The sequence below is a fragment of the Blautia sp. 1001283B150304_161114_C9 genome, from assembly GCF_015668165.1.
Taxonomy (GTDB): Bacteria; Bacillota; Clostridia; order Lachnospirales; family Lachnospiraceae; genus Blautia_A; species Blautia_A wexlerae.
In genome coordinates this window covers 1-24,088 of the sequence record NZ_JADPGO010000041.1, presented here as the reverse complement: position 1 = coordinate 24,088, position 24,088 = coordinate 1, and the positions used below count along the sequence as shown (strand labels likewise).

The window sequence follows — 24,088 nt, the reverse complement described above, 5'->3', positions numbered from 1 at the left end:
ATTTAAATCAGACCATATCGGAGATCGTAGATCGAAAACCAAGATTTATATGTATTGAAGATCTGAATGTCAGCGGAATGATGAAAAACAGACATTTATCCAAAGCAGTTCAGGCACAGGGATTTTTCTGGTTTAGAAAACAGCTTGAATATAGGTGCAGCGATAAAGGGATTCAGCTTATTGTGGCTGATCGGTTTTATCCATCATCAAAGCTTTGCAGCTGTTGTGGAAACATCAAAAAAGATTTGAAGTTATCTGACAGAGTTTATAGATGTGCGTGTGGGAATATGATTGACAGAGATTTCCAGGCATCTATAAATCTCAAGACTTATGGAGAAAAATTTGCAGGCTGACACTGAAACGTTAATGCAAATATGTACGGATACGTTAGTCCGGAATTTACGCCTATGGAGAGTACAAGAACTTGTGAGTAGATTGATATTTATATCATCAAAAGCATACTCGTTGAAGTAGGAATGGAACATAGAAGTTTATAACTTTTTATAAGTTTTCAGTAACGGATACTATGTTATATCAGGATATTCCAAGAATTTATACGGCAATAGCAGAGTGGGGATCATGTTTGGTTTATCTTTATATCCTAAAAAAAGAAAACATGAAATCTGTACATTTTCTTATAGGCAGTCTTTTCATGTTGGCAATGCAGAGTATCTTTCTGACTTTGACAGGCAGCGTAACTGAAATTTTGTGGGTTCCCTGTATGATGATCGCTGCAGGTATGATGTATGGATTTCTTATGGTCGGAGGAAATATGAAGCCTCTGGGAGCGGCTTATTGCTGTGCCCGTGCATTTGTTCTTGCTGAGTTTGTAGCTTCGCTGCAGTGGCAGATTGTATCTATTGTACAGGCATGGGGGAATCAAAGCATCTGGGTTGAAATTCTGATCACGATGGTTATTTTTGGAGGCTGCTTTACTATTAATATTTATTTAGAAAAAGATCTCCTGAAGCAGAATTATCTTGAACAGATGACAGTAAAGGAAGTAGCAGCGGCGGCAATCATGGCTGTTGCAATCTTTGCTTTTAGTAATCTGAGCTTTTTAAATGAAAATGCACCATTTGCGAGCAGAGAACGTGCAGATATTTTTTCTATCAGAACACTGGTCGATTTTGGAGGAATTGCAATCCTGCATGCTTATCAGAGCAGGATCAGTGAGTATATTGCCGAGAAAGAACTTTCAGTAATGAACGTGATGCTGAAAAGCCAGTATGATCAATACCGAAATTATCAGGACAGCCTGGATCTTATACAAATGAAATACCATGATCTGAAACACCAGATAACGGGACTTCGTGCGGAATCAGATGAAGAGAAACGAAAAAAATGGATTGATTCTATGGAAAAGGAAATCGCTGCTTTTGAAAATATAAGCAGAACGGGGAATCAGGTACTTGATACGATTCTGGCAGCTAAGATTTTCCATTGTCGAAAAAATCATATACAGATTACCTGTGTGGCAGATGGAAAATTATTGGATCATATGCATGTAACAGATATATGTTCTATATTTGGAAATGCTTTGGATAATGCGATTGAACATGTAATTTTGATTCCAGATCAGGAAAAAAGACTGATCCATCTGACAGTATCCCTTCAAAAAGGATTTGTGTTCATCAAGATAGAGAATTATTGTGAAGCAGAAATTTCCCAAAATGAAGAGAATCTGATCATAACAACAAAAAAGGATAGTAAAAACCATGGTTTTGGATTGAAGAGTATTCGTAAAGCTGTAGAAAAATATGATGGTTCTGTAGTATTTGGAGTACAGCAGAACTGGTTTGAATTAAAGATTCTTTTACCCAGAGTATTGTAATGCTCTGGGTATTTTTTTTGCCAAGCATACGACAAAAAGGTCCGGTGGACCTTTTTTAGTATTTTGTGCCATATTTGCTGCATCTTGTGCCAAAAACAGCACAAAATAATAATCATGTTATAGTAATGCCAACAGGAAATGATACCTGAAAAAGACAAGAGAGTCAAAGGAGGAAAAAGAGAATGATCAGTGTTGAAATGGAAGATGTTCTGGCGGTATTACAATTATGCAAACCGTATATTATCGGTATTATTGCTGCACTTGTAATTGGAATCGTAATTATGATAGCATGCCGCAGGATGTCCAGGGACAAAAGATTTCTGATAAGAGGGGAAGCTGCGATCGCAATGGTTCTTGCAGTTGTTGTCTGCGTGAATATGATCTGTTTTGGACCAATGGCTACGTTGATTGGACTGGCAACGGGAAATGGAACTTTAAGCGATGAAACAAATGAAGAAGCTGCGGAAGTAGCAGAAGAAATTATGGAAGACGGAATTGTTCTTCTGAAGAATGAAAGCCTGCTTCCTTTAAATGAAACAAAAAAACTGAATATTTTTGGCTGGGAATCTATTAATCCGGCTTACGGAGGAGCTGGTTCCGGTGGAATTAATGATCTGTATGATATTGTCAGTCTGAATCAGGGACTTGAAAATGCCGGATTTTCTATTAACCAGGAACTGGTTGATTTTTATAACAATTATGGTGCAGATAATCCGGAAATGTCTATCCAGAAACAGAGCTGGACATTACCGGAGCCACCTGTAGATACTTACGATGATGAGCTTATTGAAAGTGCGAAAGAGTATTCTGATGTGGCAGTTGTGGTTCTTTCCAGAAAAGCAGGTGAAGGTCATAATGATATTCCTATGGATGTAAAAAAAGCAGCATATGATAATAATTCAGATGAATATGATGATTTTCCTGAGGGAGAGCATTATTTACAGCTTTCACAAACTGAGAGAGATATGGTGGATATGGTTTGCTCAAACTTTGATAATGTGATTGTGATTTATAATGGGGCAAATCAGTTTGAACTTGGTTTCGCAGATGAATATCCTCAGATTAAATCTGTTGTATGGTGCCCCGGAACGGGAAATGTGGGATTTAATGCACTTGGTAAAGTATTTTCAGGTGAAGTCAATCCTTCCGGAAAAACACCGGATACATTTATTTATGATATGACGACTGCTCCGTGGTGGAATAATGCAGAAAAAATAGAGTATACAAATCTGGCAGATATGGCTGTTGAAGGAATGAACGCAGGAACTGCGCAGGTGTATGCTCCGGCATTTACCAATTATGTGGAAGGTATTTATGTAGGATACAAGTACTATGAAACAGCTGCACAGGAAGGTGCGATTGATTACGATAAAACTGTACAGTATCCATTTGGATATGGTCTGAGTTACACGGAATTTGAACAGAAGATGGGTGAACTGGAGGAAAAAGACGGACAGATTTCTGTAGATGTAGAAGTAACCAACACAGGAGATGTTGCCGGAAAAGATGTAGTAGAAGTGTATTATAAACCGCCATATACAAATGGGGGAATTGAGAAATCTTCTGCAAATCTGATTGAGTTTGAAAAAACAAATCTGCTTCAGCCGGGAGAATCTCAGACTGTTACAGTTACATTTAGTATAGAAGATATGGCCTCCTATGATGAGAATAATGCAAAAGCGTATGTTCTTGAAAAAGGTGACTATGTAATCTCTATTAACAGTGATTCACACACTGTGCTGGATCAGAAAACTTATACTGCAGATAAAGATGTAGTATATAAGGGAGAAAATAAAAGAGCATCAGATGATACTGCAGCAACAAATGTATTTGAAGATGCAAAAGGCGATGTGACATATTTATCACGAGCAGATCATTTTGCAAATTATGAAGAGGCTACAGTAGCACCGGCATCTGCAGAGCTGGGTGAGCCATATGTTTCTGAATATCATCTGAACAGCAACTTTGATAAGACTACATATCTCAATGATGAGGATGTAATGCCGACAACGGGAGCAGATAATGGACTTACATTAGCTGATATGCGTGATGCTGATTATGACGATCCTCGTTGGGAAAAACTTCTGGATCAGCTTACTGTTGATGAAATGGCAAATATGATTGCAATGGCTGGTTATCAGACAGCAGCCATGGATTCTGTGGGAAAAGTGGCTACACTTGATTTCGATGGACCAGCAGCAATTAATAATAACTTTACAGGAGTTGGTTCTATTGGATTTCCAATTGAAGTTGTGGTTGCTTCCACATGGAATAAGGAACTTGCACAGGCCTGGGGTGAATGCATGGGCAAGATCAGTCAGGAAATGGGTGCAGAGGGCTGGTATGCACCAGGTATGAATACTCATAGAACCGCATTTGGAGCAAGAAACTATGAATACTTTTCAGAAGATGGAGTTCTTGCAGGAAATATGGGAGCAAAAGCAGTAGAAGGAGCAAGAGAATATGGAGTTTATTCTTATATCAAACATTTTGCTCTATATGAGGGAAATGCAAAGATGGTAAGTGTCTGGTCAAATGAGCAGGCAATCCGGGAAATCTATCTGAAACCATTTGAAATTTCTGTAAAACAGGGTGGCGCAAATGCAGTTATGGTTTCCTGGAGTTTCCTTGGAGATAAATGGACTGGAGAAAGCAGTAACCTTATGAATACAGTTCTCAGAGATGAATGGGGATTCAGGGGAATGGCGCTTACAGACTTCTTCCGAAACAATGGTCATGGATTTATGAATGCAGATGCAGCTTTGGCGAATGGAGTAGATGCAATGTTGTCCACATTTAACGGAGAAGAGAACAATGTAGCCAATCCGGAGCATCCAACAGCCGTACTTCAGATGAGGAATGCCTGCAAAAATGTCATGTATACAGTTGTAAGCAGCTGGGCTTATGATGGAGAACACGAAGAAACAGGTATGGAAAACTGGAAAAAAACAGGAATTGGAATCGACATTGTAATAGCACTTTTCATGGCAGGAATGGAAGTATTGGTAATCAAAGGATATAAGAAAAGAAAGAATGTTGAATAAGGATGAAAGTGGGATGGAAAACAGTTATGAAACAGCAAAAATTGGTTGAAAAGATGACAATAGAAGAAAAGGCAGCAATCCTCAGTGGAAAAACTGTCTGGCAGACCAGAGAAATTGACAGGCTTTCCATCCCGTCCATCTTTCTTTCAGATGGACCGCATGGAATCAGAAAACAGGCAGGAGCAGGAGACCATCTGGGACTGAATGCATCCTTGAATGCAACTTGTTTTCCCACAGCAGCGACGATAGCAAACAGCTGGAATCAGGATCTGGGGGAAGAGATTGGACAGGCTCTTGGAGAGGAAGCAGCAAGTATGGATGTAAATATCCTGCTTGGTCCGGGATTAAATATTAAAAGAAGCCCATTATGTGGAAGAAACTTTGAATATTTTTCAGAAGATCCATATCTTTCCGGGAAGATGGCAGCGTCATATATTCGTGGAATACAGAGTAAAGGCGTTTATGCCTGCCCGAAGCATCTGGCGGTTAACAGTCAGGAACTTCGGAGAATGGCAATGGACGCAGTTGTTGACGAACGGACATTAAGAGAAATTTATCTGACCGGTTTTGAGATAGCTGTTAAAGAAGGACACGCAAAAGCAATCATGAGCAGTTACAACCAGATTAATGGGATTTATGCTAATGAGGACAAACATCTTTTGACAGATATCTTGCGCAAAGAATGGGGATTTGATGGAATTGTAGTAACAGACTGGGGCGGAAGCAATGACCATGTGAAAGGTGTTGCTGCCGGCTCAAATCTGGAGATGCCGTCCTGTGGGTACGATTCTGCAAGAGAAGTGATTGCTGCTGTCCAAAATGGAAAGCTGAAGGAAGCAGATTTGGATGAAAGAGTTGGAGAACTGGTGGATGCAGTGATGGAACTGACATCAGGGAAGAAGCTTTCAGATAAAAACTTTGACAGAAATGAACATCATCAACTGGCAAGGAAAGCAGCAGCAGAAAGCATGATTCTTCTGAAAAATGAAAAACAGATTCTTCCGCTGGATACAAAAAAATCCATCGCTGTTATTGGAGATTTTGCTTTTTCACCCAGATATCAGGGGGCAGGATCTTCTATGGTCAATCCAACAAAAGTAGAAGATATGTCATCGATTTTGCAACAATATGATCTGAATATTCTGGGGATGACAAGAGGCTATCAGAGAAATGGAGATGTAGATGAGAATGATAGAAAGTTTGCACTAAATTTGTCTATGAACGCGGATATTGTGATTTTCTGCTTTGGTCTTGATGAAATCAGTGAATCAGAAGGACTGGACAGAACCCATATGCGTATTCCGCAGGACCAGATCGATCTTCTGCAGGATATCAGTAAAGTGAATGAAAATATTATTGGAATACTAAGTGCTGGATCAGCGATAGAAATGCCATGGCACACCTGCTGCAAAGCGATTTTGCATGGCTATCTGAATGGACAGGCAGGCGCTTCTGCAACATTGGATATTCTGACCGGAAAGGTGAACCCATCAGGAAGACTGGCAGAAACATATCCCATATCTTATGAACAGACACCGGCATTCCGATATTATCCAAGCAATGAGAAAACATCGGAATACCGCGAGAGTGTTTATGTGGGATATCGCTATTATGATACTTCAAAAGTCCGGGTGCAATATCCATTTGGCTTTGGGCTTTCCTATACGGAATTTACATATTCTGATCTTATCATAGAAGAGGATGGAATCAAAGTTTCGGTTACCAATACAGGTGACAGAGACGGAGCTGAGGTTGTTCAGATGTATGTAGGACTTCCTAATGCAATCGTATTCCGACCGGAAAAAGAACTGAAAGGTTTTGCAAAAGTTTATCTAAAGGCAGGAGAAAGCAGACAGCTCAGGATTCCGTTTGATGATAAGACATTCCGTTATTGGAATATAAAAACGGGACAGTGGGAAATAGAAACAGGAACTTATCAGATTATGGTAGGAGCCAGTGTTGCAGATATTCGTTTAACAGGTACGACTGAGAGAACAGGAAATAGTAAAGGGTATCCGTATAATCCGGCAAAAATGCCTTATTATTATACAGGAATTGTGCAGAAAATATCAGATGAGGAATTTCGTGAACTTCTTGGCCATGAGATACCGAACGGGAGATGGAGTGGAAACCTGGAAATCAATGATGCAATCTGTCAGATGTATTATGCAAAAAGCCGACTTGCAAGACTGATATATAGATGTCTCACAAAAATGAAAAAGAAGAGTGAGGCACAGGGAAAGCCAGATCTGAATATTCTTTTTATTTACAATATGCCGTTCCGGGGGATTGCCAAGATGACCGGCGGGGCAGTCAGTATGGAAATGGTATATGGAATTGTCGATGCTGTGAATGGTCACTTTATGCTTGGAGTAAAAAAAGTAGTTGGCGGATATTTCAGAAACAGAAGAAATAATAAGAAATATGAAAAATTATTAAAAGAAGCCGGAGGGAAGTGCAGATGAATCGTATAAAAAATATATGGAAATGTTTTGAAGAGAAACATTCTGCTATTGCAAAATGGCTTTATCAGATATTCTATTTTGTTATATTCAGTATGGGCGTGACAGTATTCCAGTATCTTGTATTTACATTTTTACCAGGGATTTTGGGAATTGGTCTGGCTGGTACAGAATTTATGTGGCCAAAGGTTTCCATGAATCTGTTTGGAGTAAAATTTACATGGAGTTTGCTGGGGTATAATGTATTGCGTGATGCAACGGGGAATATATTGATCGGTGGTGGACTTGGCTATTTTATCAGTTATGAATTGGGGTCATTTCTTGCACAGTGTATCAATTTTCCGCTTCAGAGAAATATTACTTTTAAAAGCCATGGAAATCCTGTATATCAGGCAATCTGGTATTTTATAGCATGGGTGGTAATTTCACTGATTTGTAATGGATTTAATAATCTGTGGATGCCAGTTGCATCTGCATATGTGGCACCGGCAGTCTATAACATGCTTGTGACAATTATCACAGGTGGAGTTTCCATGGTGATTTTCTTCTTTGTGTTTAAAATTATTTTCCCGGAGGGGAAGGCTGAATAGAAAACATGTGTTATTATAAAGCTGGAGGTGAGTACGGGATGAAGACATTGGCCAGGATATGTAAAGTATATAAAGAAAAATATCCGCTGGTTCAGATTGTGCTTCATACTGCAACAGCAGATACAGTGTATGAGAGCAAGTGGAACAACAAAAAAAGAGGCAGAGATGATTGCAGAGGAAGCAAAAGCAGATTTACATCCGGTGGAAGTGGATTCGGTAATACTGTAAAAGAATTCCGAGAATGGGTAAAATCCTTATAAACCGTAGAGAATCAGAGGCATATATATGCGACTGCACGGAATACGGGAAAAGCAGTGACTGAATTTCTGGAAAAAGCAAACCAGTACAATGTGTAATGAGGAGAATAGTATTTTGGTCCAAATGTCACATTGGCAACTCCCATGCATCCATTTTTACCTGAAGAACGTAATATCAGAAAAAGAGAAGATGGAAGCTTTTATAATTTTGAATATGCGAAACCAATTACTATAAAAGATAATTGCTGGCTGGCATCCAATGTGGTTGTTTGTGGTGTTACCATAGGAGAGGGATGTGTAATAGGAGCAGGAAGTGTTGTGACAAGGGACATTCCTCCATATAGTCTGGCTGCCGGAAATCCATGCCGGGTTATTCGCAAAATAACTGAAAAAGATCATATGAAATAAGATAATACAATCAATAAAGGGGATGCCGGTTAATACCACTTTTCGGCATCCCCTTTTGTTAGTTTTAACTGGTTGTATTACGGCGAATCAATATTGGAGTAATCTGTTTATGGACAGGCTTTTCCAGTGGTTTAGGGGAACGTTTTTTTTGTTCTTCCATCTGTTGAACCAGAAGCTCCATGGCAGTTTGTGCAATAATATCAATCTGCTGACCAACGGTTGTGATTGGGAGAATTGCCTCACTGGCAATGGGAGAATTATCAAATCCTATGATTTCATAGAAAGAGGGTAATTCTCGGTATTTCTGGAAAATCAGGTTAAGAAACATGTTTGCATAAGTATCGTTGGAAAGGAAAATACCTTTTTTTTGATTGGGATATTTCTCTTCTATTCTTGTAAAAATGCGTCTTATTTCATTTAAAATTTCCTGATAAGAATTACCGCTTACACTTAGATCAATATCATAAGGAACCTGATATTCTTCACAGGTTTCCTTAAATGCGCGAATACGGTCGTAAGCAGGAACTGTTTTCTCAACATTGACATTGATGTGGATCAGTATATCACATTTATCACGGATCAGCAGAGTGGTAGCCTGAAGCGCACCCATATAGTTGTCAGTGGTAACACTGCTGATATATTCCGCTTCACGTTCAATGGCAACGATGGGAATCTGATAGGAGGATAATTGTTTTGATGACAGCGTATGACTTAAAACAATGAGACCTTCAATCTGATAGGATAGGAGCTCTTCAATATATTGCTGTTCTTCTTCAGCCCCATGTTCACTGCTAAAGACGAGAAATTTGTAGTGATAATCACTGTAGCTGGACAGCAGTTGTGTCAGCATTTCAGAATAATAATGCAGATAAAGATTCGGAATAATGATTCCGATAAATTCACTTTTTCCATTCGCCAGAACTTTTGCAAGTTTATTTTTTTTATAGCCAAGGATATCAAGGGCCTGAGAAATTTTTTCCTGATTTTCAAGTGTAAGGGAATCAGGATGATTGAAATATCTTGATATTGTAGTTTTTGAAAAATGGGTATATGCTGCAATATCTGCAAATGTCACCTGTTTTTTTGACATGAAACTTATTCTCCTTATAAATAAATGCAAATATTTTTTTTAGTATAGCAATTATTATACAAAAAGGCAATATTAAAATAACCGATTACGTAACCGGTTATTTTAATGAAGAAAAGTGTTGACAGAGAGTGTGTGATGTAGTAACATCAGATTATAAAGTAACCGGTTACTTAACCGGTTTCATGAACAATGTATGAAAGGAATGGAGGAAAAAGTGCATGAAAACAGTGCAGAACCAAGCAAAGCCCGTAAGCAAGCAGACGTGGAGAAATAAGGTTACGTATGTGAAGAAAAACTGGCAGTTATATCTTTTTTTCTTAATGCCGGGACTTTTACTGACAATCATTTTTAAGTATCTTCCGATGGGAGGGCTTTTGATTGCGTTTGAAGATTATAATGTAATCAAGGGAGTACTTGGAAGTCCATGGGTTGGACTTGAATATTTCAGACGTTTTTTATCATCACCGGATTTTATGAACTATCTGATGAATACATTAAAGCTGAGTATCTATGGATTATTATGGGGATTTCCGGTTCCGATTATTCTGGCATTACTTATGAATCGTATTCAAAAAACAGGGATCAAGAAAAAAGTACAGCTTCTGATCTATATGCCGAATTTTATATCTGTAATAGTACTTTGTGGTATGGTTCGTATGCTGTTATCACCGGTAGGACCTTTGAACAGGCTGCTTGGGATTAGCACAAACTGGATGACAATGCCATCTGCTTTCCGTACTATTTATATAGCAAGTGGAATCTGGCAGACTGCAGGCTGGGCATCTATTATGTATACTGCAGCATTATCTAATGCGAGCAAAGAGTTGGAAGAAGCGGCAGTTATGGATGGTGCAAACCTTTTGCAGCAGATCTGGTACGTGGAGCTTCCGGCGATTAAGAACATTATTGTAATTCAGTTTATCCTGCAGGCAGGAAATATTATGAGCATTGGATTTGAGAAGGCATATGCATTGCAGACAGATATGAACCTGCCGGCATCAGAAATTTTATCTACATATGTATATCGCATCGGTCTTTTGAACGGTGATTATGGTTATTCTACGGCAGTAGGTCTGTTTAATTCAGTTGTAAATGTAATTCTGTTGATTTTTGTAAACTGGGTTGTAAAGAAGCTGAATGATGGAGAGGGATTATAGGAGGAAGAGAAGATGGAGAAAAAGAAGAGAAAATATTCAAGGACAGATCGTCTGATCCTTGGAATTGGATTCACGATTCTTGGACTGTTTGTACTTTCTATTGCGATTCCAATTATATATGTAGTGCTTGCATCTTTTATGGATCCTACTGTTTTGAATAATCAGGGACTGAGCTCTGATATTAAGGACTGGACTTTGGATGCTTATAGAAGAGTACTGGAGAATGAGATGATCTGGCGCGGATTTTTGAATTCTTTTCTGTATTCATTTGTATTTACAGTGATCTCAGTTTTTGTAACATTACTGGCAGCCTTTCCTCTGTCTAAAAAAGAATTTGTGGGAAGAAAATTTTTTAATCTGATTTTTCTGATCACAATGTTTTTTGGGGGAGGAATGATTCCAACATTTATTTTGATCAATCAGCTGCATATGGTAAATACAGTATGGGCGGTTTTGATTCCGGGAGCATTTAACGTTTGGAATATGATTCTTGCAAGAACTTATTATCAGTCAATTCCGGCAGAATTAAGAGAAGCATCTGCAATTGACGGTGCTAATGAAATTCAGCATTTTTTCAAAATTATGATGCCTGTATGTAAACCGATCATTGCAGTACTGGCACTGTGGTCATTTGTCGGAATGTGGAATAGCTACTTTGATGCGATGATTTATCTGAACGATGCAAATCTTCAGCCACTGCAGCTGGTACTGCGTTCAATCCTGGTGCAGAATACTCCACAGCCGGGAATGATTGCAGATATCCAAAGCACAGCAGAGATGGCAAAGGTAGCAGAACAGTTGAAATATGCAACAATTGTAGTATCAAGTTTACCACTTTTAGTGATGTATCCATTTTTCCAGAAATATTTTGATAAAGGAATTATGGTTGGATCGGTAAAAGGCTAAAGAAAGGAATGATACAGATATGAAGAAAAACAGAGTAAGAAGTTTGCTTGCACTTGGACTTTCTTTAACAATGATGGTAAGTATAATGGGGTGTGGAAAACAGCAGAGGCTTGATGCTGAACTTAATCCGGATACACCGGTATCGGATGTACAGTTTCCATTGAAAGAAACAGAGGAGCTTTCTTTTATTACCAGTGCACCGGCCACTTCAACACAGGATCCAAATAAAAGAGTGATTTTCCAGAGAATGGAAGAACAGACAAATGTTCATATTGACTGGACCTGCTTTGTATCAGATCAGTTTTCAGATAAAAAGAATCTGGCGTTGGCTCAGTTTGGAAATCTGCCGGATGGACTGTTTAATGCAGGCATGAGTGATTATGATCTGTTGCGTTATGCAAAGCAGGGAATAATTATTCCGCTGGAAAATCTGATTGACAAATATATGCCAAACCTTCAGGCTGTGTTTGAAAAATACCCGGAATACAGAACCATGTGTACAGCACCGGATGGACATATTTACTCTTTTCCGTGGATTGAACAGCTTGGTTCCGGAAAAGAAGCAATTCAGGCCATTGGAGATATTCCTTATATTAATAAGAAATGGCTTGATTATCTTGGTCTTGAGATTCCAACCACAACAGATGAACTGGAGCAGGTACTGATTCAATTTCGAGATCATGCAGATGATCTGAAACAAGAGTTTTCCATTGAAGGTGATGTAATACCGATGTCATTTATTATCAATAACGGAGATCAGGATCCTTCAATCTTAATAAATGGATTCGGAGATGGTTATGGGGACACAGGAGATCATTTTGCTGTAACAGATGAAGGTAAGGTGATTTATACAACGGTTCAGGAAGGATACAAAGAAGGTATCAAATGGCTGCATAAACTTGTGACAGAGAATCTGATCGATCCGGAAGCATTTACACAGGAATGGTCTACTTATGTTGCAAAAGGAAAAAATCACCGTTATGGACTTTGCTTCACATGGGATATTGCTAATATAGACAATAATACGGATTATGTGATGCTTCCGGCACTGACCGGACCGGATGGAATGAGAAATATCACCAGACAGAACAACAGTGAGACCAGCGGTTTTGACAGAGGAAGATGTGTGCTTACTACCAGCTGCCGTAACACGGCACTTGCTGCCGCATGGATCGATCAGATGTATGCACCTCTTCAGTCTCCGCAAAATAACTGGGGAACCTATGGAGAGAAGGATTCCTTTAATATTTTTGAACTGTCTGTAAACAAAGATGGCGAAAAAATGTTAAAGCATATGGACTTAGGAGATCAGTCACCGGTGGAAGTACGTGAAGCGCAATCTGTAAATGGTCCTCTCGCTATATTAAATGAATATTATGGCGTATATGTAACACAGCCGGAAGATGCGAAATGGCGTCTGGATAATATGCATGAGACATATTTACAGGATATGAACAGCAAATATGTTTATCCTAATGTATTTATGAGTATTGATGATACAAACAAAGTGTCACAGTATGATACAGATATTAAGAAATATGCAGAACAGAAGAAAGCAGATTGGATCCTGAACGGAGGAATTGATGAAGAATGGGATTCTTATCTGAAAAAATGGAGAAGTACGGGCTTTCCGATTACCTTTCAATCAAGCAAAAATATTTTGACCAGTATCAGGATTCATTAAGCAGTGAAAAATAAGAGAAGATATCATTTTGACAGGAGGAACTATATGAGCGAAATGTTGGAAAAGGCAAGAAAATATGAATTTATACAGGGACAGCAGATCAAAGAGGAAGAAAGACCAGCCTTTCATATAACTCCTTATGTTGGCTGGATGAATGATCCAAATGGATTTTCCTATTATAAAGGAGAGTATCATTTGTTCTACCAGTATAATCCGTATAGCACACATTGGGACAGTATGCACTGGGGACATGTAGTGAGTAAGGATTTATTGCATTGGAACTATGTTCCGACTGCATTGGCACCGGATGAAGATTATGATAAATTCGGCTGTTTTTCAGGAAGTGCCATAGAATTAGAGGATGGCAGACAGTTGCTTATGTATACTTCTGTAAATCAGGAGAAACTGGAAGACGGAACTGTAAGGGATATTCAGACACAGGCAGTGGCAGTTGGAGATGGTAAGGATTATGAAAAGTATGATAAGAATCCGGTTCTGACAGCCAAAGATCTTCCAAAGGGGGCTAGTAAAGTAGACTTTCGTGATCCCAAAATCTGGAAAGGGAACGATGGAAACTTTTATTGTGTTATAGGAAGTCGTCCGGCTGATGGAAGCGGACAGATCCTTCTTTACAGAAGTAAAAATGGCTTTGAATGGGAATTTGTAAGCATTCTGGCAAAGAATCAAAATCGTTATGGAAAAATGTGGGAATGCCCGGATTTCTTTGAATTGGACGGCAAATATGTGCTTCTGACAAGTCCACAGGATATGCTTCCGGAAGGATTAGAATTTCATAATGGAAATGGAACGTTATGTATTATTGGGGAGTTGGATCCTGAGACACATACTTTAAAGGAACAGTTTTGTCAAGGTGTTGATTACGGAATTGACTATTACGCAATGCAGACACTGCTTGCACCGGATGGACGAAGAATTATGATCGCTTGGATGCAGAACTGGGATACGCTTGCATATCGATGCAATGACTCTGGATGGTTCGCACAAATGAGTCTTCCAAGAGAACTGTCTGTTAAAAACGGAAGATTGTATCAGGTTCCGATCAGAGAACTTAATGCCATGCGTGCAAACAAAGTCGAGTATAACAATGTTGTGATAAAAGATACCAGGCTCACACTGGATCAGATTGAAGGACGAACGGTAGATCTGGAACTTGTGATACGACCGGCAGATAAAGACAATCTTTATAAAAAATTTGAACTCTGTTTTGCAGAGAATGAGAAATATCATTCTACATTATGCTTCCGTCCGGATGAATCTGTTTTAAAAATCGATAGAAAATTCTCAGGAAGCGAACGGGCGCTGGTTCATCAGAGCAGTTGTCTGGTAAACGGTGACAGCAATGAACTAAAACTGCGTGTGATTTTGGATAAGTTTAGTGTGGAAGTATTTATTAATGACGGCGAGCAGGTTATGTCTGCGGTTATTCTTACAAAGCAGGAAGCAAAGGGGATTTCTTTCTTTGCTGATGGTGCAGCTAAGCTTGATATAGTGAAATATGATTTATTATAATAAAGCGTTCTAAATGGGACATAATGCAGCATTTATTGGTAAGGTTGGTAATGATTTTTTGGGAGATCAGTTGAGAGCAGCCATAAAAGAAGCAGGAATTGATGACATTGGCTTATGTACAGATGAAAAAATTCATACTACGCTTGCTATGGTACATACATATCCGGATGGAGATAGGGATTTTTCCTTCTATCGTAATCCGGGAGCAGACATGATGCTGAATAAAACTGAGATTTCCGAGGATATTCTCAAGGAAACAGAAATGCAAATAAGTAAAAAACTTTAAATTTGTAATTCTTGCCAAATAGCAAGGAAATCGCAAGACTTTGGTCATGTGAATTTCCTTGCTTTTTTTCTCAAAGTGTCAGGTAAGGCCCTTGTTTATGGAAGAAATCAGCTCTGCCAGTTGTTTCCTTTTGGTGCGTGTATCACCGTTGATCATCAACTTGGAATAAATCTGGTTGACATATTGTTTCACAGTGCCTTCAGAGAGAAATAACCTCTCTGCGATTTCGCGGTTGCTCAGACGGTCGGTGATCAAAGCTGCGATTTCTGCTTCTCTGCTGTTCAGCATATTTAGGATCTCAGGCCTGTAATTACGGCTGGACAGGCGGAGGCAGTGTTGTTCATAAACAGAACCAAGGGAAAGGATCCGGTCTGTGAAAGGCTCTGATGCTATGGAATTAATACTGCCCAGCACGTCCTTGATATAGTTATAATTTTCTACAAACGGAATCAGAAAGCCATCCGGCATGGCGTGTCCTAAGGCTTTCTGCAGAAGCTGTCGTGCATCATGATGTTTGCCCAGCATTGCGTAAGCAGCAGCGGTCTGGATCTGAACGTGGAGAGACACAAGTTCATAGTGCATTTTCTCACAGACAGGCAGAAGTGTTTCGCTTCTGCCTATCACTTTTGCATACATTTTCTGTGAAAGAAAGACCTGATTCTCGATCATTTCCATCATAGGTCTGCAGGGAGAAAGAAAGCTGACAGTGGATAACATATGGTCTTTAAATAATGCAGGAATCTTTTCAGGCATTCCGGTCAATGCATAGTAATAAGCATAAGTACTATCAAAAATGTTCAGCCACATCATATTGTGGAGAGATAGAAGCTCCTTACGCTTTACTTCAGGATTCTCCACAAAGGTGCCCCCATCCTGAAAAAGGGAAAGCCTTGCAGCAAGGAAATCACAGCAGAGCGAAATATTGTGCTGTCCGTTTGAGGCAATGGTGGAATAAGTCTGCTCCAGCAGAATCTGTGCATCTGAAAAATTTCCCTGCATAAATGCTGCCTCTGCATTTATGAGCAATTCCGCACCCTGTCCATGCCCCTGGGTGATCCTGTAATAATGGGGCATACACTCATTCATAGCTGCCAGTTCTGCGTCCAGAGTTCCGGATCTGCGGTGAAACATCATCAGAACAGAAGGAGAACCGAAGGTCCAGCTTCCTGTTTTGCGGATACTGATGGCAGGTCTGGTCATTTTGGAACTGGCCTGACGGTGCAGAACGCTCATACCGGTGATATCGTTATACATCAGAAAACTCATAATAAGATCACATTCTCCGGAGAGATTCTTTCTCTCATCTTCGGACAAAGTGTTATCTTCAGCTATGGTATCTGTCAGAAGCTGCTTCAGTTCCAGCATTTTGGGAATCTGATGCCAGGTAAACATACGGCGCATTAATACGAGAAGGGCCAGAGGCCTGTTCTTCAGGATTTCTGTTGGACAGACATCAAGAAATGCGAGAACCTTTTCCGGCGAAAGAGAAGCCAGAAGGATCCCTGCATCCTTTTGGATAACAGCAAGTGCAGCATCATAGTTAAGAGCCTTGCTATAGGCAGCAAGTGCCTGCAGGAACTGTTCATGGGATTCATACCATTGTCCGTAACGATTCCGGAAATCTGTCTGTTTTTCATGGGAAAGCATGGCAAAGGCACGCTGTGTACATTCCTTCATCATATGGTGAAAACGGAAGCTGACTCCATCGGGCAAAGGAGTGATAAAAGCATTCTGTCTGGTCATAAGGGAAAGAATCTGTCCGGCTTCCGGATTCCCTGTAATAAAAAGTGCCATTTCAACGGTAAATTCATCTGCAAGTCCCATAACAGTGAGAAATTCCTGCTGCGCATCAGAAAGAGGTGCGATCATGGCAGAGGAAAACATATCATAGATATTAGAAGTATGGTCAGGAAAATGTCCGCTTTCAAAAAAGGTACAGAGATTCAGATAGACTGCAGAGAACCACCCCTCACTGGAATAGAGAAGCGTGTTCAGCTGATCTTCGTTCAGGCTGGCACCGCAGCGATGGGTATAGACAGAAAGCTCCCGGCGGTTCAGACACAGATCCCTGGTATGGATCTGATATAACTTTTTGCCAAGACGGAGAATCTCTTTTCCGGACAGAAAAGCATTTCTGCCGGATACGATCAGGTGGATATTCTCAGGCAGTCTGTTGGCAAGCATACAAAAAAAATCTGCAACATGAGGTTCACCCAGCAGATGAAAATCATCAATAAAAATGTAGTAAGAGGTCTGACCGCTCAGGGAATAACAAAGCTCATCAGCAAGCATCCCGGCACTGGCAGCATCTGAGGGGCAACTATAATTATCCAGAAAATCAAGCCCTGCAAAGGCAAATGCCTTCTGAACGCTCTGCCAGAAAACAGACAGATTATCAGAATAAATACTGATCCGGATCACGCAGGAGTTTTTGTTTTTGCTCTGTTTGTCCAGATACCAGTTGATGGCAGTTGTTTTTCCATATCCCATGGGAGCGGTCACAGCAGTGAATGCAGATTGTGAAATCGGCTTCAGATTCTCCTGCAGACGCTCAGAGATGTAAATTGTATTCAGATTATATTTCTTTTTAGACATCTGTAAAACCCCTCACTTGATACGATATGTCTCATTTTAACATATAAAGTATCAAAATGAAACTTTTTCCCAGGTGGTTTTTCAGGCAACATCTGCCGCCGCATTTGCTATACAGGGGGCACTTTTTGGTGCCGAAAAGTGAATTATCAAATGAAAAGAAATCAGTTATAATTACAGATAACAGAAACCTATAGCAGAGCAAAGATATGCAGGGTGTAGATCGGAAGTTAAAATTACTATAGGTAAATACATAGTAATAATGCCCAAAAACAGAAGATACATTTTTAGAATTGGCTGAGAAGGAGCCTTGTGTGATCATTGGAAGAAATGCAGACTATATCCTGAAAGACCGGGACGATGTGCTGAATGTATTTATTCATGGGGACATGCCGGAAAAAATAAAGCGTATCACTGGTTTATACAATGTAAAAGAGAAGGAAACTGTGAAAATGATGGCAGACACAGATAAAAGGCGAAGAACAAATTATAACTTTTACACAGATCAGAACTGGGGAAAAGCCAGCAATTACACACTGTGCCTGAACAGCTCACAGCTTGGATATGACAGATGTGAGATGATAATTATGGAATGCGTGAAATAAAAACAGATTATGTTTTTTATTCAAATTGACTGAGTGGAAGATCCCTTTTTCTATGTAGTGTATCTGTAAAATAAAAGAGGCAGATATAATGAAAAGGAATAAACCAGCTTGTATCATTCAGGTAAGAGTTAAGTGATGGAAACATTTCAGATAATAATAGTTACTTTGCGCATTTTGTGTTATAATTGAGATTAACAGGAAATGATAAATATCTGCAAAATGAATGTTTATCAGGAACTTACCGGAGGACATTTTAGTTAAGACGTAATAGATTTCGGACTTTGTAAAATGCAAAAGGGAGATCAATGATATGAGAAAAAAAACAGTTCAAACAAGCAGTACCAAAAGCAGTACCAAAGGCAATGCAAAGAGTAATACAAAGAGTAACGCAAAGAGCAATGCAAGAAACAGCGTAAAAAGCAGTGTAAAAAGCAGTGCAAAAAACAGTCCTCAAAAAGCTGTTAAGACTGTTGCTCCAACAGTAGAGAATGTTTCTGTTAAGCAAGCCGTAATTATTCAGGAGCCATCTGTTGAACAGAATGAACAGAACATTCCAACGAGACAGCCTGATCTGGGACCGCGAAGAAGTGTAGCCTTTATTGGATCAGAATGTTATCCATTTGTTAAGACTGGTGGATTGGGAGATGTAATGTCTGCCCTGCCAAAGAGTCTGGCAAAATTAAACATTGATGTTAAGGTCATTATTCCAAGATACAAATGTATTCCTCAGAAATTTCAGGAAAAGATGGAATACAGGGGTTCCTTTGATATGAATCTCTGCTCTGATGGAAAGCAGTATTATGTGGGAATTATGGAATATCAGGAGGATGGGGTTGTCTATGATTTTATAGATAATGATGAGTTCTTCTCCTGGGGAAATCCATATACGAATCTCATAGATGACATTCCGAAATTCTGTTATTTTGCAAAAGCTGCCCTTGCTGCCCTTAATTATTTGAACTGGACTCCTGATGTCGTGCATTGTCATGACTGGCAGGCAGCTTTAGTACCACTTTATCTGAGAACCTGTTTTCAGGATACAGATGTAGGACGTGCAATTTCAGTACTCACAATACATAATCTGAAGTTCCAGGGTATTTATGACAGAAAAAAGATTCAATACTGGTCAGGACTTCCTGATTATGTATTTAATAAGGACTGCATGATCCAGAACTGGCTGGATGCCAATATGTTAAAGGGTGGTATCGCTTACAGCAACAAAGTTACAACTGTAAGTAATACTTATGCATGGGAAATTCAGACAGAGGAATATGGAGAGGGACTTGCAGAGCATTTAAGATATCACAACAATAAGATTTTGGGAATTGTGAATGGTATTGATACGGATATCTGGAATCCTGCAACTGATAAGCTGTTAGCTGCTGATTATGATGAGAAGTCAGCGATAAAGAATAAAAAGATTAATAAAAAAGCTCTTCAGGAATCTCTGGGGCTGGATGTAGATGAGCATAAGATGGTAATCGGACTTATTTCACGTCTCACCAACCAGAAAGGTCTTGATCTTGTAAATGACGTAATCCCGGGAATTATGGATGAACATACGCAGGTGGTTGTTCTTGGTACTGGTGATTCTCAGTATGAGAATACATTCCGCTATTATGAAAACAAATATAAAGGCAATTTCTGTGCATATATTGCTTACAATGAAAATGTGGCTCACAATATTTATGCAGGATGTGATGCACTTCTGGTTCCATCAAGATTTGAACCATGTGGACTTACACAGCTTATAGCCATGAGATATGGTGCAGTTCCGATTGTAAGAGAGACCGGAGGACTCAAAGATACGGTTCAGCCTTATAATATGTTTGAAAATACAGGAAACGGTTTTACATTTGACAGATATGAAAGCGGGCTGCTTTACGATGCGATCAACAGAGCAAAGACGATCTATTTCGAGAACAGAAAATCCTGGGATGATATGGTGATCCGTGATATGAATAAAGATGTTTCCTGGGAAAAGAGTGCAAAACAGTACAAAGATATGTATGTAGGTTTAACGCCAAGAGATTAGAGCAGAGAATGTGCTCTGGTGTATATTTCGAAAACGATGTACTGGTCTTTCCAAATGGCTACGCAATGCGTAACAAATTGAGACAAAATCTGGTTGATAAACCAGATAAAAGTGGTATACTGAACACAGAAGAAAAGAAACCGTGTGGAATTACAGTTTTGTTTCACACGGTTTTTTAGAAAATTAAGGTTAGATAAAGCTAACATATATGATAGCGATTTACTGGACAATGTAAAGAGGACGGATTTCTATGAAAATATTGATTTATGGTGTCTGGTGTAATTGGAGGAAAACAACATGAAAAACGAAGAATACAAAAAACTGTCAATTGATGAATTTACAAAAGCAGCAGGAAGATATGAAAGTAACCATGCGGGTATTTACGAAATGTGTAAGAAGGACTATCCGGATATTTTGGAAGAATTAGAGAAAGAGCCATTTAGAGATTTATTGGACGCTGGATGTGGACCGGCTCCGATGATTTCTTTATTAGCAGAAAAATATCCAGACCGACATTATACAGGTCTGGATTTGACTCCGGCCATGATTGAACAGGCAAAAAAGAAAAACATTTCAAATGCAACGTTTGTTGTAGGAGACTGTGAGAACTTTCCTTTTGAAAATGATTCATTTGATGCAATTATTTGTTCTATGAGTTTTCATCATTATCCGGATCCACAGGCATTTTTTGACAGTGTAAAAAGATGTCTTCGCCCAAATGGAAGATTGATTCTGCGGGATGTGACCAGTGACAATAAAGTATTGGTATGGCTGATGAATACATTGGAAATGCCTCTGGCAAATATATGCGGACATGGAGATGTTCGGGTTCCAACAAGAGATGTGGTCATGAAATGCTGCAGAAAAGTAGGATTAAAAGTAGAAAAATTTGAAATCCGCAAAGGTATGAGGATGCATTGTGTTGTCAGAAAAGCCTGAAGGAGACTAGCTATGAAATTTTATGAAAGTGGAGACAATCGTAAACCTGTGATATTTTTATTTCCCGGTACCTGTTGCCTGTATAATAGCTTTGATTATGTACTGGATGGGTTACATTCTTATTTTTATACGGTAGCAGTTTCTTATGATGGATTTGATCCAAACGAGAAAACAGAATTTTATTCGATGGAAGATGAATGTGAAAAAATTGAGCAGGAAATCAGAACAAAGTATGGTGGGAGAATTAAAGCAGCGTATGGATGTTCCCTTGGAGGAAGTTTTGTATCCCTTCTGATTCAGCGGAAAAGAATCCATATAGATCATGGCATCATTGGGAGCAGTGATATGGATGAAGCAGGTTCGTTTATGGCAAAGCTCCAGTCATCTATCATTGTGCCGATTATGTATAAAATGGTACACACGGGTAAATTACCTAAATTTATGCAAAAGAAAATAAATGAAGCAGATGAATCAAGAAAGAAACTGATTGATGGATTTGTAAATATGTTTGGTATTGACAAGGGAGGAAGTCCGTGGATTACAAAACAGAGTATTTATAATCAGTTCTATTCGGATCTGGTTACGAAAGTCCAGCATGGAATTGATGTGCCGGGAACAACTATCCACGTGTTTTACGCTACAAAGATGGGAAAAAAATACGAAAAGAGATATTGTACTTATTTCAAAAATCCGGATATTCGGAGACACAACATGCAGCATGAAGAACTGTTTTGCTGTCATAGTGCAGAGTGGGTAGAAGAAGTAAAAAAATCAGTGGAAGGCGACAAACAATGAAAGAAAAAGTGAATGTGACAGGTGTGCCGGAAACGATGGTACAGACCTTGTATGCAAGAGCAAAAGAAACAAGAAAGAAAAATGCTAAAATAAATGACGAAATTGCAGTAGAACTTGTGAAAAAGCTTGATTATGACTTTTCCAAAGCAGATAAAGATAACGCTATGACTTATGGTGTGATTGCGAGAACAATTGTATTAGACCGGATGGTTGAACAATATCTGAAGAAGCATGCAAATACAGTTGTTATAAATATCGCATGTGGACTGGATACCAGAGGTTATCGTATGAAGGGAAAATACCTTCGTTGGTACAATGTAGACCTGCCGGAAACAATGAAAATAAGGAGCCAGTTCCTTACCGAAACTGATTCAGTGTATCAGATCGCAAAGTCTGCAATGGATGATTCCTACATAGATGATATCGATTATCACGGTGAGAATGTTTTGGTAATAATCGAAGGACTTACCATGTATTTGTGTGAGAAAGATATCAGGAAGATGTTTTCTATTATTGAAAAATCATTTCAGAAAGTTACAGTAATGGTCGAAACCATGTCACCTTTTGTTGTAAAACATGTGAAAGAAAAATCCATAGAGGGAAGCAATGCAAAATTCATATGGGGAGTTAAGAATGGAAAGGAGCTGCAAAGAATTATACCAGCATTTTCTGTTCGGCAGGAAGTCAGTCTTGTTGAAGGAATGAAAGAACTTATGTCCATTTATCATGTGATAGGCAGAATTCCAGCTGTTCGGAATATCTCAAACAAAATAATAGTTTTGGAGAAACGTGGCCGATATTAAGGTGATGATACAAATGAAGAAAAGACATTTTGATGTGGAAACAGATGGATTTTATGGTGCATACTGGAAATGCAAAACAGGATCAGACTATGCAATGATTGCCATGATCGGGGATGATCCAGAGGATTATCTGGCGCGTACATCCGTGAAATGGCTACATAAACTCGGTGTGAATGTGATGACAATGTCACCTGGAAAAAAAGATTATGGACATCATAATTATCCATTGGAACGTATAGAGAAAGCAATCAATTGGTTAAAAGCACATGGTGATCAGAAGATAGGAATTGTTGGGGCATCTACTACAGGAACACTGGCATTGACTGCTGCTTCTTAGTGAAACTGGCATTTCAGGCAGCAAGAAAACATCCGAAAGAATGTCGCAGAGCACGTCTGGATATTGACTGGCGGGTAAGAAATGCTGTTGCAAAATGGAAGAGAGTAGATAGATAAAAAATAGACAGAAGGTGGAAGTGTGGTATTTAAAACAACAGGAAATAAATCAAATCCAGTCATCTTGTTTTTTCATACAATGGGAGTAATTGGGGAAAGCAGTATGTCGGACGGGATATAGATAATCAGTTAAATCTCCACACAAAGCAATCAAGGATATGATTTAAAGGGGATGTCGGTTAATACCACATTGAGGGTGTAAAAATTCTTGTGTCTATGGAAAGTAAATCTTTCTGATAAGAAATAGATATGTAAAATTTTGCTGTCGAATTAATGATTATGCGGCTGTCGAATATATCTTTGTACTTACAGTATTGCCATGTAGGAAAATTATATACATCATTTTCGATTTTTTTTGCATGACAAATAAGGCATCATGATCATTGCCTTTTGTGGGCTCTGCCCACACCCGACCTCTGGAATAGGATCGGAAATTTCTGGCAATAATATAAATGCCGAAGGAATAGACAGAGAGCAGGAATGCGGGGTTTAAAAGAGCTTCCCCATTCCTGCTTTTCTTTTCTCTTACAGATAAGCAGTGAGCCGTTCTCCGTAAAGGACTATCAGCTGATTCAATACCTGATCCCAGTTCCGGTATCTCTGCGTCCACTTTTTGAC

The 24,088-nt window shown here is 39.2% G+C and carries 15 protein-coding genes and 5 pseudogenes; 18 read left to right on the top strand and 2 right to left on the bottom strand.

All coding sequences use genetic code 11. The annotated features are described in order from the left end of the window. From I4V44_RS15555 to I4V44_RS15525, 7 genes and pseudogenes are all read left to right on the top strand, one after another. Positions 1–353 (top strand): RNA-guided endonuclease InsQ/TnpB family protein (locus I4V44_RS15555; RefSeq protein WP_207744269.1); only part of this gene is annotated, 353 nt, incomplete at its 5' end. A gap of 299 nt (positions 354–652) precedes the next feature. Beyond that, positions 653–1,834 carry an ATP-binding protein gene (locus I4V44_RS15550; protein ID WP_243280297.1) on the top strand — a complete coding sequence of 394 codons (1,182 nt, stop codon included), beginning with the start codon at positions 653–655 and terminating at the stop codon, positions 1,832–1,834. Positions 1,835–2,016: 182 nt separating this feature from the next. After that, positions 2,017–4,878 carry a glycoside hydrolase family 3 C-terminal domain-containing protein gene (locus I4V44_RS15545; RefSeq protein WP_118630404.1) on the top strand — a complete coding sequence of 954 codons (2,862 nt, stop codon included), beginning with the start codon at positions 2,017–2,019 and terminating at the stop codon, positions 4,876–4,878. A gap of 26 nt (positions 4,879–4,904) precedes the next feature. After that, a complete protein-coding gene (locus I4V44_RS15540; protein ID WP_196002935.1) occupies positions 4,905–7,343 on the top strand; it encodes a glycoside hydrolase family 3 C-terminal domain-containing protein in 2,439 nt (812 codons plus the stop codon). Continuing rightward, positions 7,340–7,930 carry a hypothetical protein gene (locus I4V44_RS15535; protein ID WP_118419863.1) on the top strand — a complete coding sequence of 197 codons (591 nt, stop codon included), beginning with the start codon at positions 7,340–7,342 and terminating at the stop codon, positions 7,928–7,930. Before I4V44_RS15540 ends, I4V44_RS15535 begins: the two co-directional genes overlap by 4 nt. Positions 7,931–7,971: 41 nt before the next feature. Next, positions 7,972–8,064, top strand: a pseudogene (locus tag I4V44_RS18360) (LysR family transcriptional regulator); the annotation flags it as partial. Positions 8,065–8,304: 240 nt separating this feature from the next. Further along, positions 8,305–8,595: pseudogene (locus I4V44_RS15525) on the top strand (DapH/DapD/GlmU-related protein); the annotation flags it as partial. Between the two features lie 64 nt (positions 8,596–8,659). Here the strand turns inward: I4V44_RS15525 and I4V44_RS15520 are convergent. Then, the gene (locus I4V44_RS15520; RefSeq protein WP_022380667.1) at positions 8,660–9,685 is read right to left on the bottom strand and encodes a LacI family DNA-binding transcriptional regulator; all 1,026 of its coding nucleotides are present in this window, start codon (positions 9,683–9,685) and stop codon (positions 8,660–8,662) included. 218 nt (positions 9,686–9,903) lie between these two features. Here I4V44_RS15520 and I4V44_RS15515 point away from each other — a divergent pair, with 218 nt between their 5' ends. The 5 genes and pseudogenes from I4V44_RS15515 to I4V44_RS15495 all read left to right on the top strand — a co-directional run. Further along, positions 9,904–10,842 (top strand): ABC transporter permease, encoded by a 939-nt coding sequence (locus I4V44_RS15515; RefSeq protein WP_008706704.1) that lies wholly within the window; start codon positions 9,904–9,906, stop codon positions 10,840–10,842. Between the two features lie 12 nt (positions 10,843–10,854). After that, a complete protein-coding gene (locus tag I4V44_RS15510) occupies positions 10,855–11,748 on the top strand; it encodes a carbohydrate ABC transporter permease (RefSeq protein WP_022380668.1) in 894 nt (297 codons plus the stop codon). A gap of 19 nt (positions 11,749–11,767) precedes the next feature. Then, positions 11,768–13,446: pseudogene (locus I4V44_RS15505) on the top strand (ABC transporter substrate-binding protein). A gap of 31 nt (positions 13,447–13,477) precedes the next feature. Then, complete coding sequence (locus I4V44_RS15500) at positions 13,478–14,962, top strand: glycoside hydrolase family 32 protein (RefSeq protein ID WP_008706700.1); 1,485 nt, start codon at positions 13,478–13,480, stop codon at positions 14,960–14,962. A gap of 13 nt (positions 14,963–14,975) precedes the next feature. Then, positions 14,976–15,227 (top strand): annotated as a pseudogene (locus I4V44_RS15495) (PfkB family carbohydrate kinase); the annotation flags it as partial. 99 nt (positions 15,228–15,326) lie between these two features. Here the strand turns inward: I4V44_RS15495 and I4V44_RS15490 are convergent. Further along, complete coding sequence (locus I4V44_RS15490) at positions 15,327–17,843, bottom strand: LuxR C-terminal-related transcriptional regulator (RefSeq protein ID WP_196002932.1); 2,517 nt, start codon at positions 17,841–17,843, stop codon at positions 15,327–15,329. A gap of 284 nt (positions 17,844–18,127) precedes the next feature. On the opposite strand from I4V44_RS15490, the pseudogene I4V44_RS15485 reads away from it, so the two are divergent. From I4V44_RS15485 to I4V44_RS15460, 6 genes and pseudogenes are all read left to right on the top strand, one after another. Then, positions 18,128–18,445, top strand: a pseudogene (locus I4V44_RS15485) (AAA family ATPase); the annotation flags it as partial. Positions 18,446–18,755: 310 nt separating this feature from the next. Then, positions 18,756–20,480, top strand: a complete 1,725-nt coding sequence (locus I4V44_RS15480; RefSeq protein WP_196002931.1) for a glycogen synthase — start codon at positions 18,756–18,758, stop codon at positions 20,478–20,480. Positions 20,481–20,777: 297 nt separating this feature from the next. Further along, positions 20,778–21,419, top strand: a complete 642-nt coding sequence (locus I4V44_RS15475) for a class I SAM-dependent methyltransferase (RefSeq protein WP_196002930.1) — start codon at positions 20,778–20,780, stop codon at positions 21,417–21,419. Positions 21,420–21,431: 12 nt separating this feature from the next. After that, positions 21,432–22,214 carry a hypothetical protein gene (locus tag I4V44_RS15470; protein WP_196002929.1) on the top strand — a complete coding sequence of 261 codons (783 nt, stop codon included), beginning with the start codon at positions 21,432–21,434 and terminating at the stop codon, positions 22,212–22,214. Continuing rightward, positions 22,211–23,017 carry a class I SAM-dependent methyltransferase gene (locus I4V44_RS15465; RefSeq protein ID WP_118586261.1) on the top strand — a complete coding sequence of 269 codons (807 nt, stop codon included), beginning with the start codon at positions 22,211–22,213 and terminating at the stop codon, positions 23,015–23,017. The genes I4V44_RS15470 and I4V44_RS15465 overlap by 4 nt, the downstream gene beginning before the upstream one ends. Before the next feature lie 13 nt (positions 23,018–23,030). Then, positions 23,031–23,354 (top strand): hypothetical protein, encoded by a 324-nt coding sequence (locus I4V44_RS15460; RefSeq protein ID WP_243100779.1) that lies wholly within the window; start codon positions 23,031–23,033, stop codon positions 23,352–23,354. The last annotated feature ends 734 nt before the right edge of the window (positions 23,355–24,088 follow it).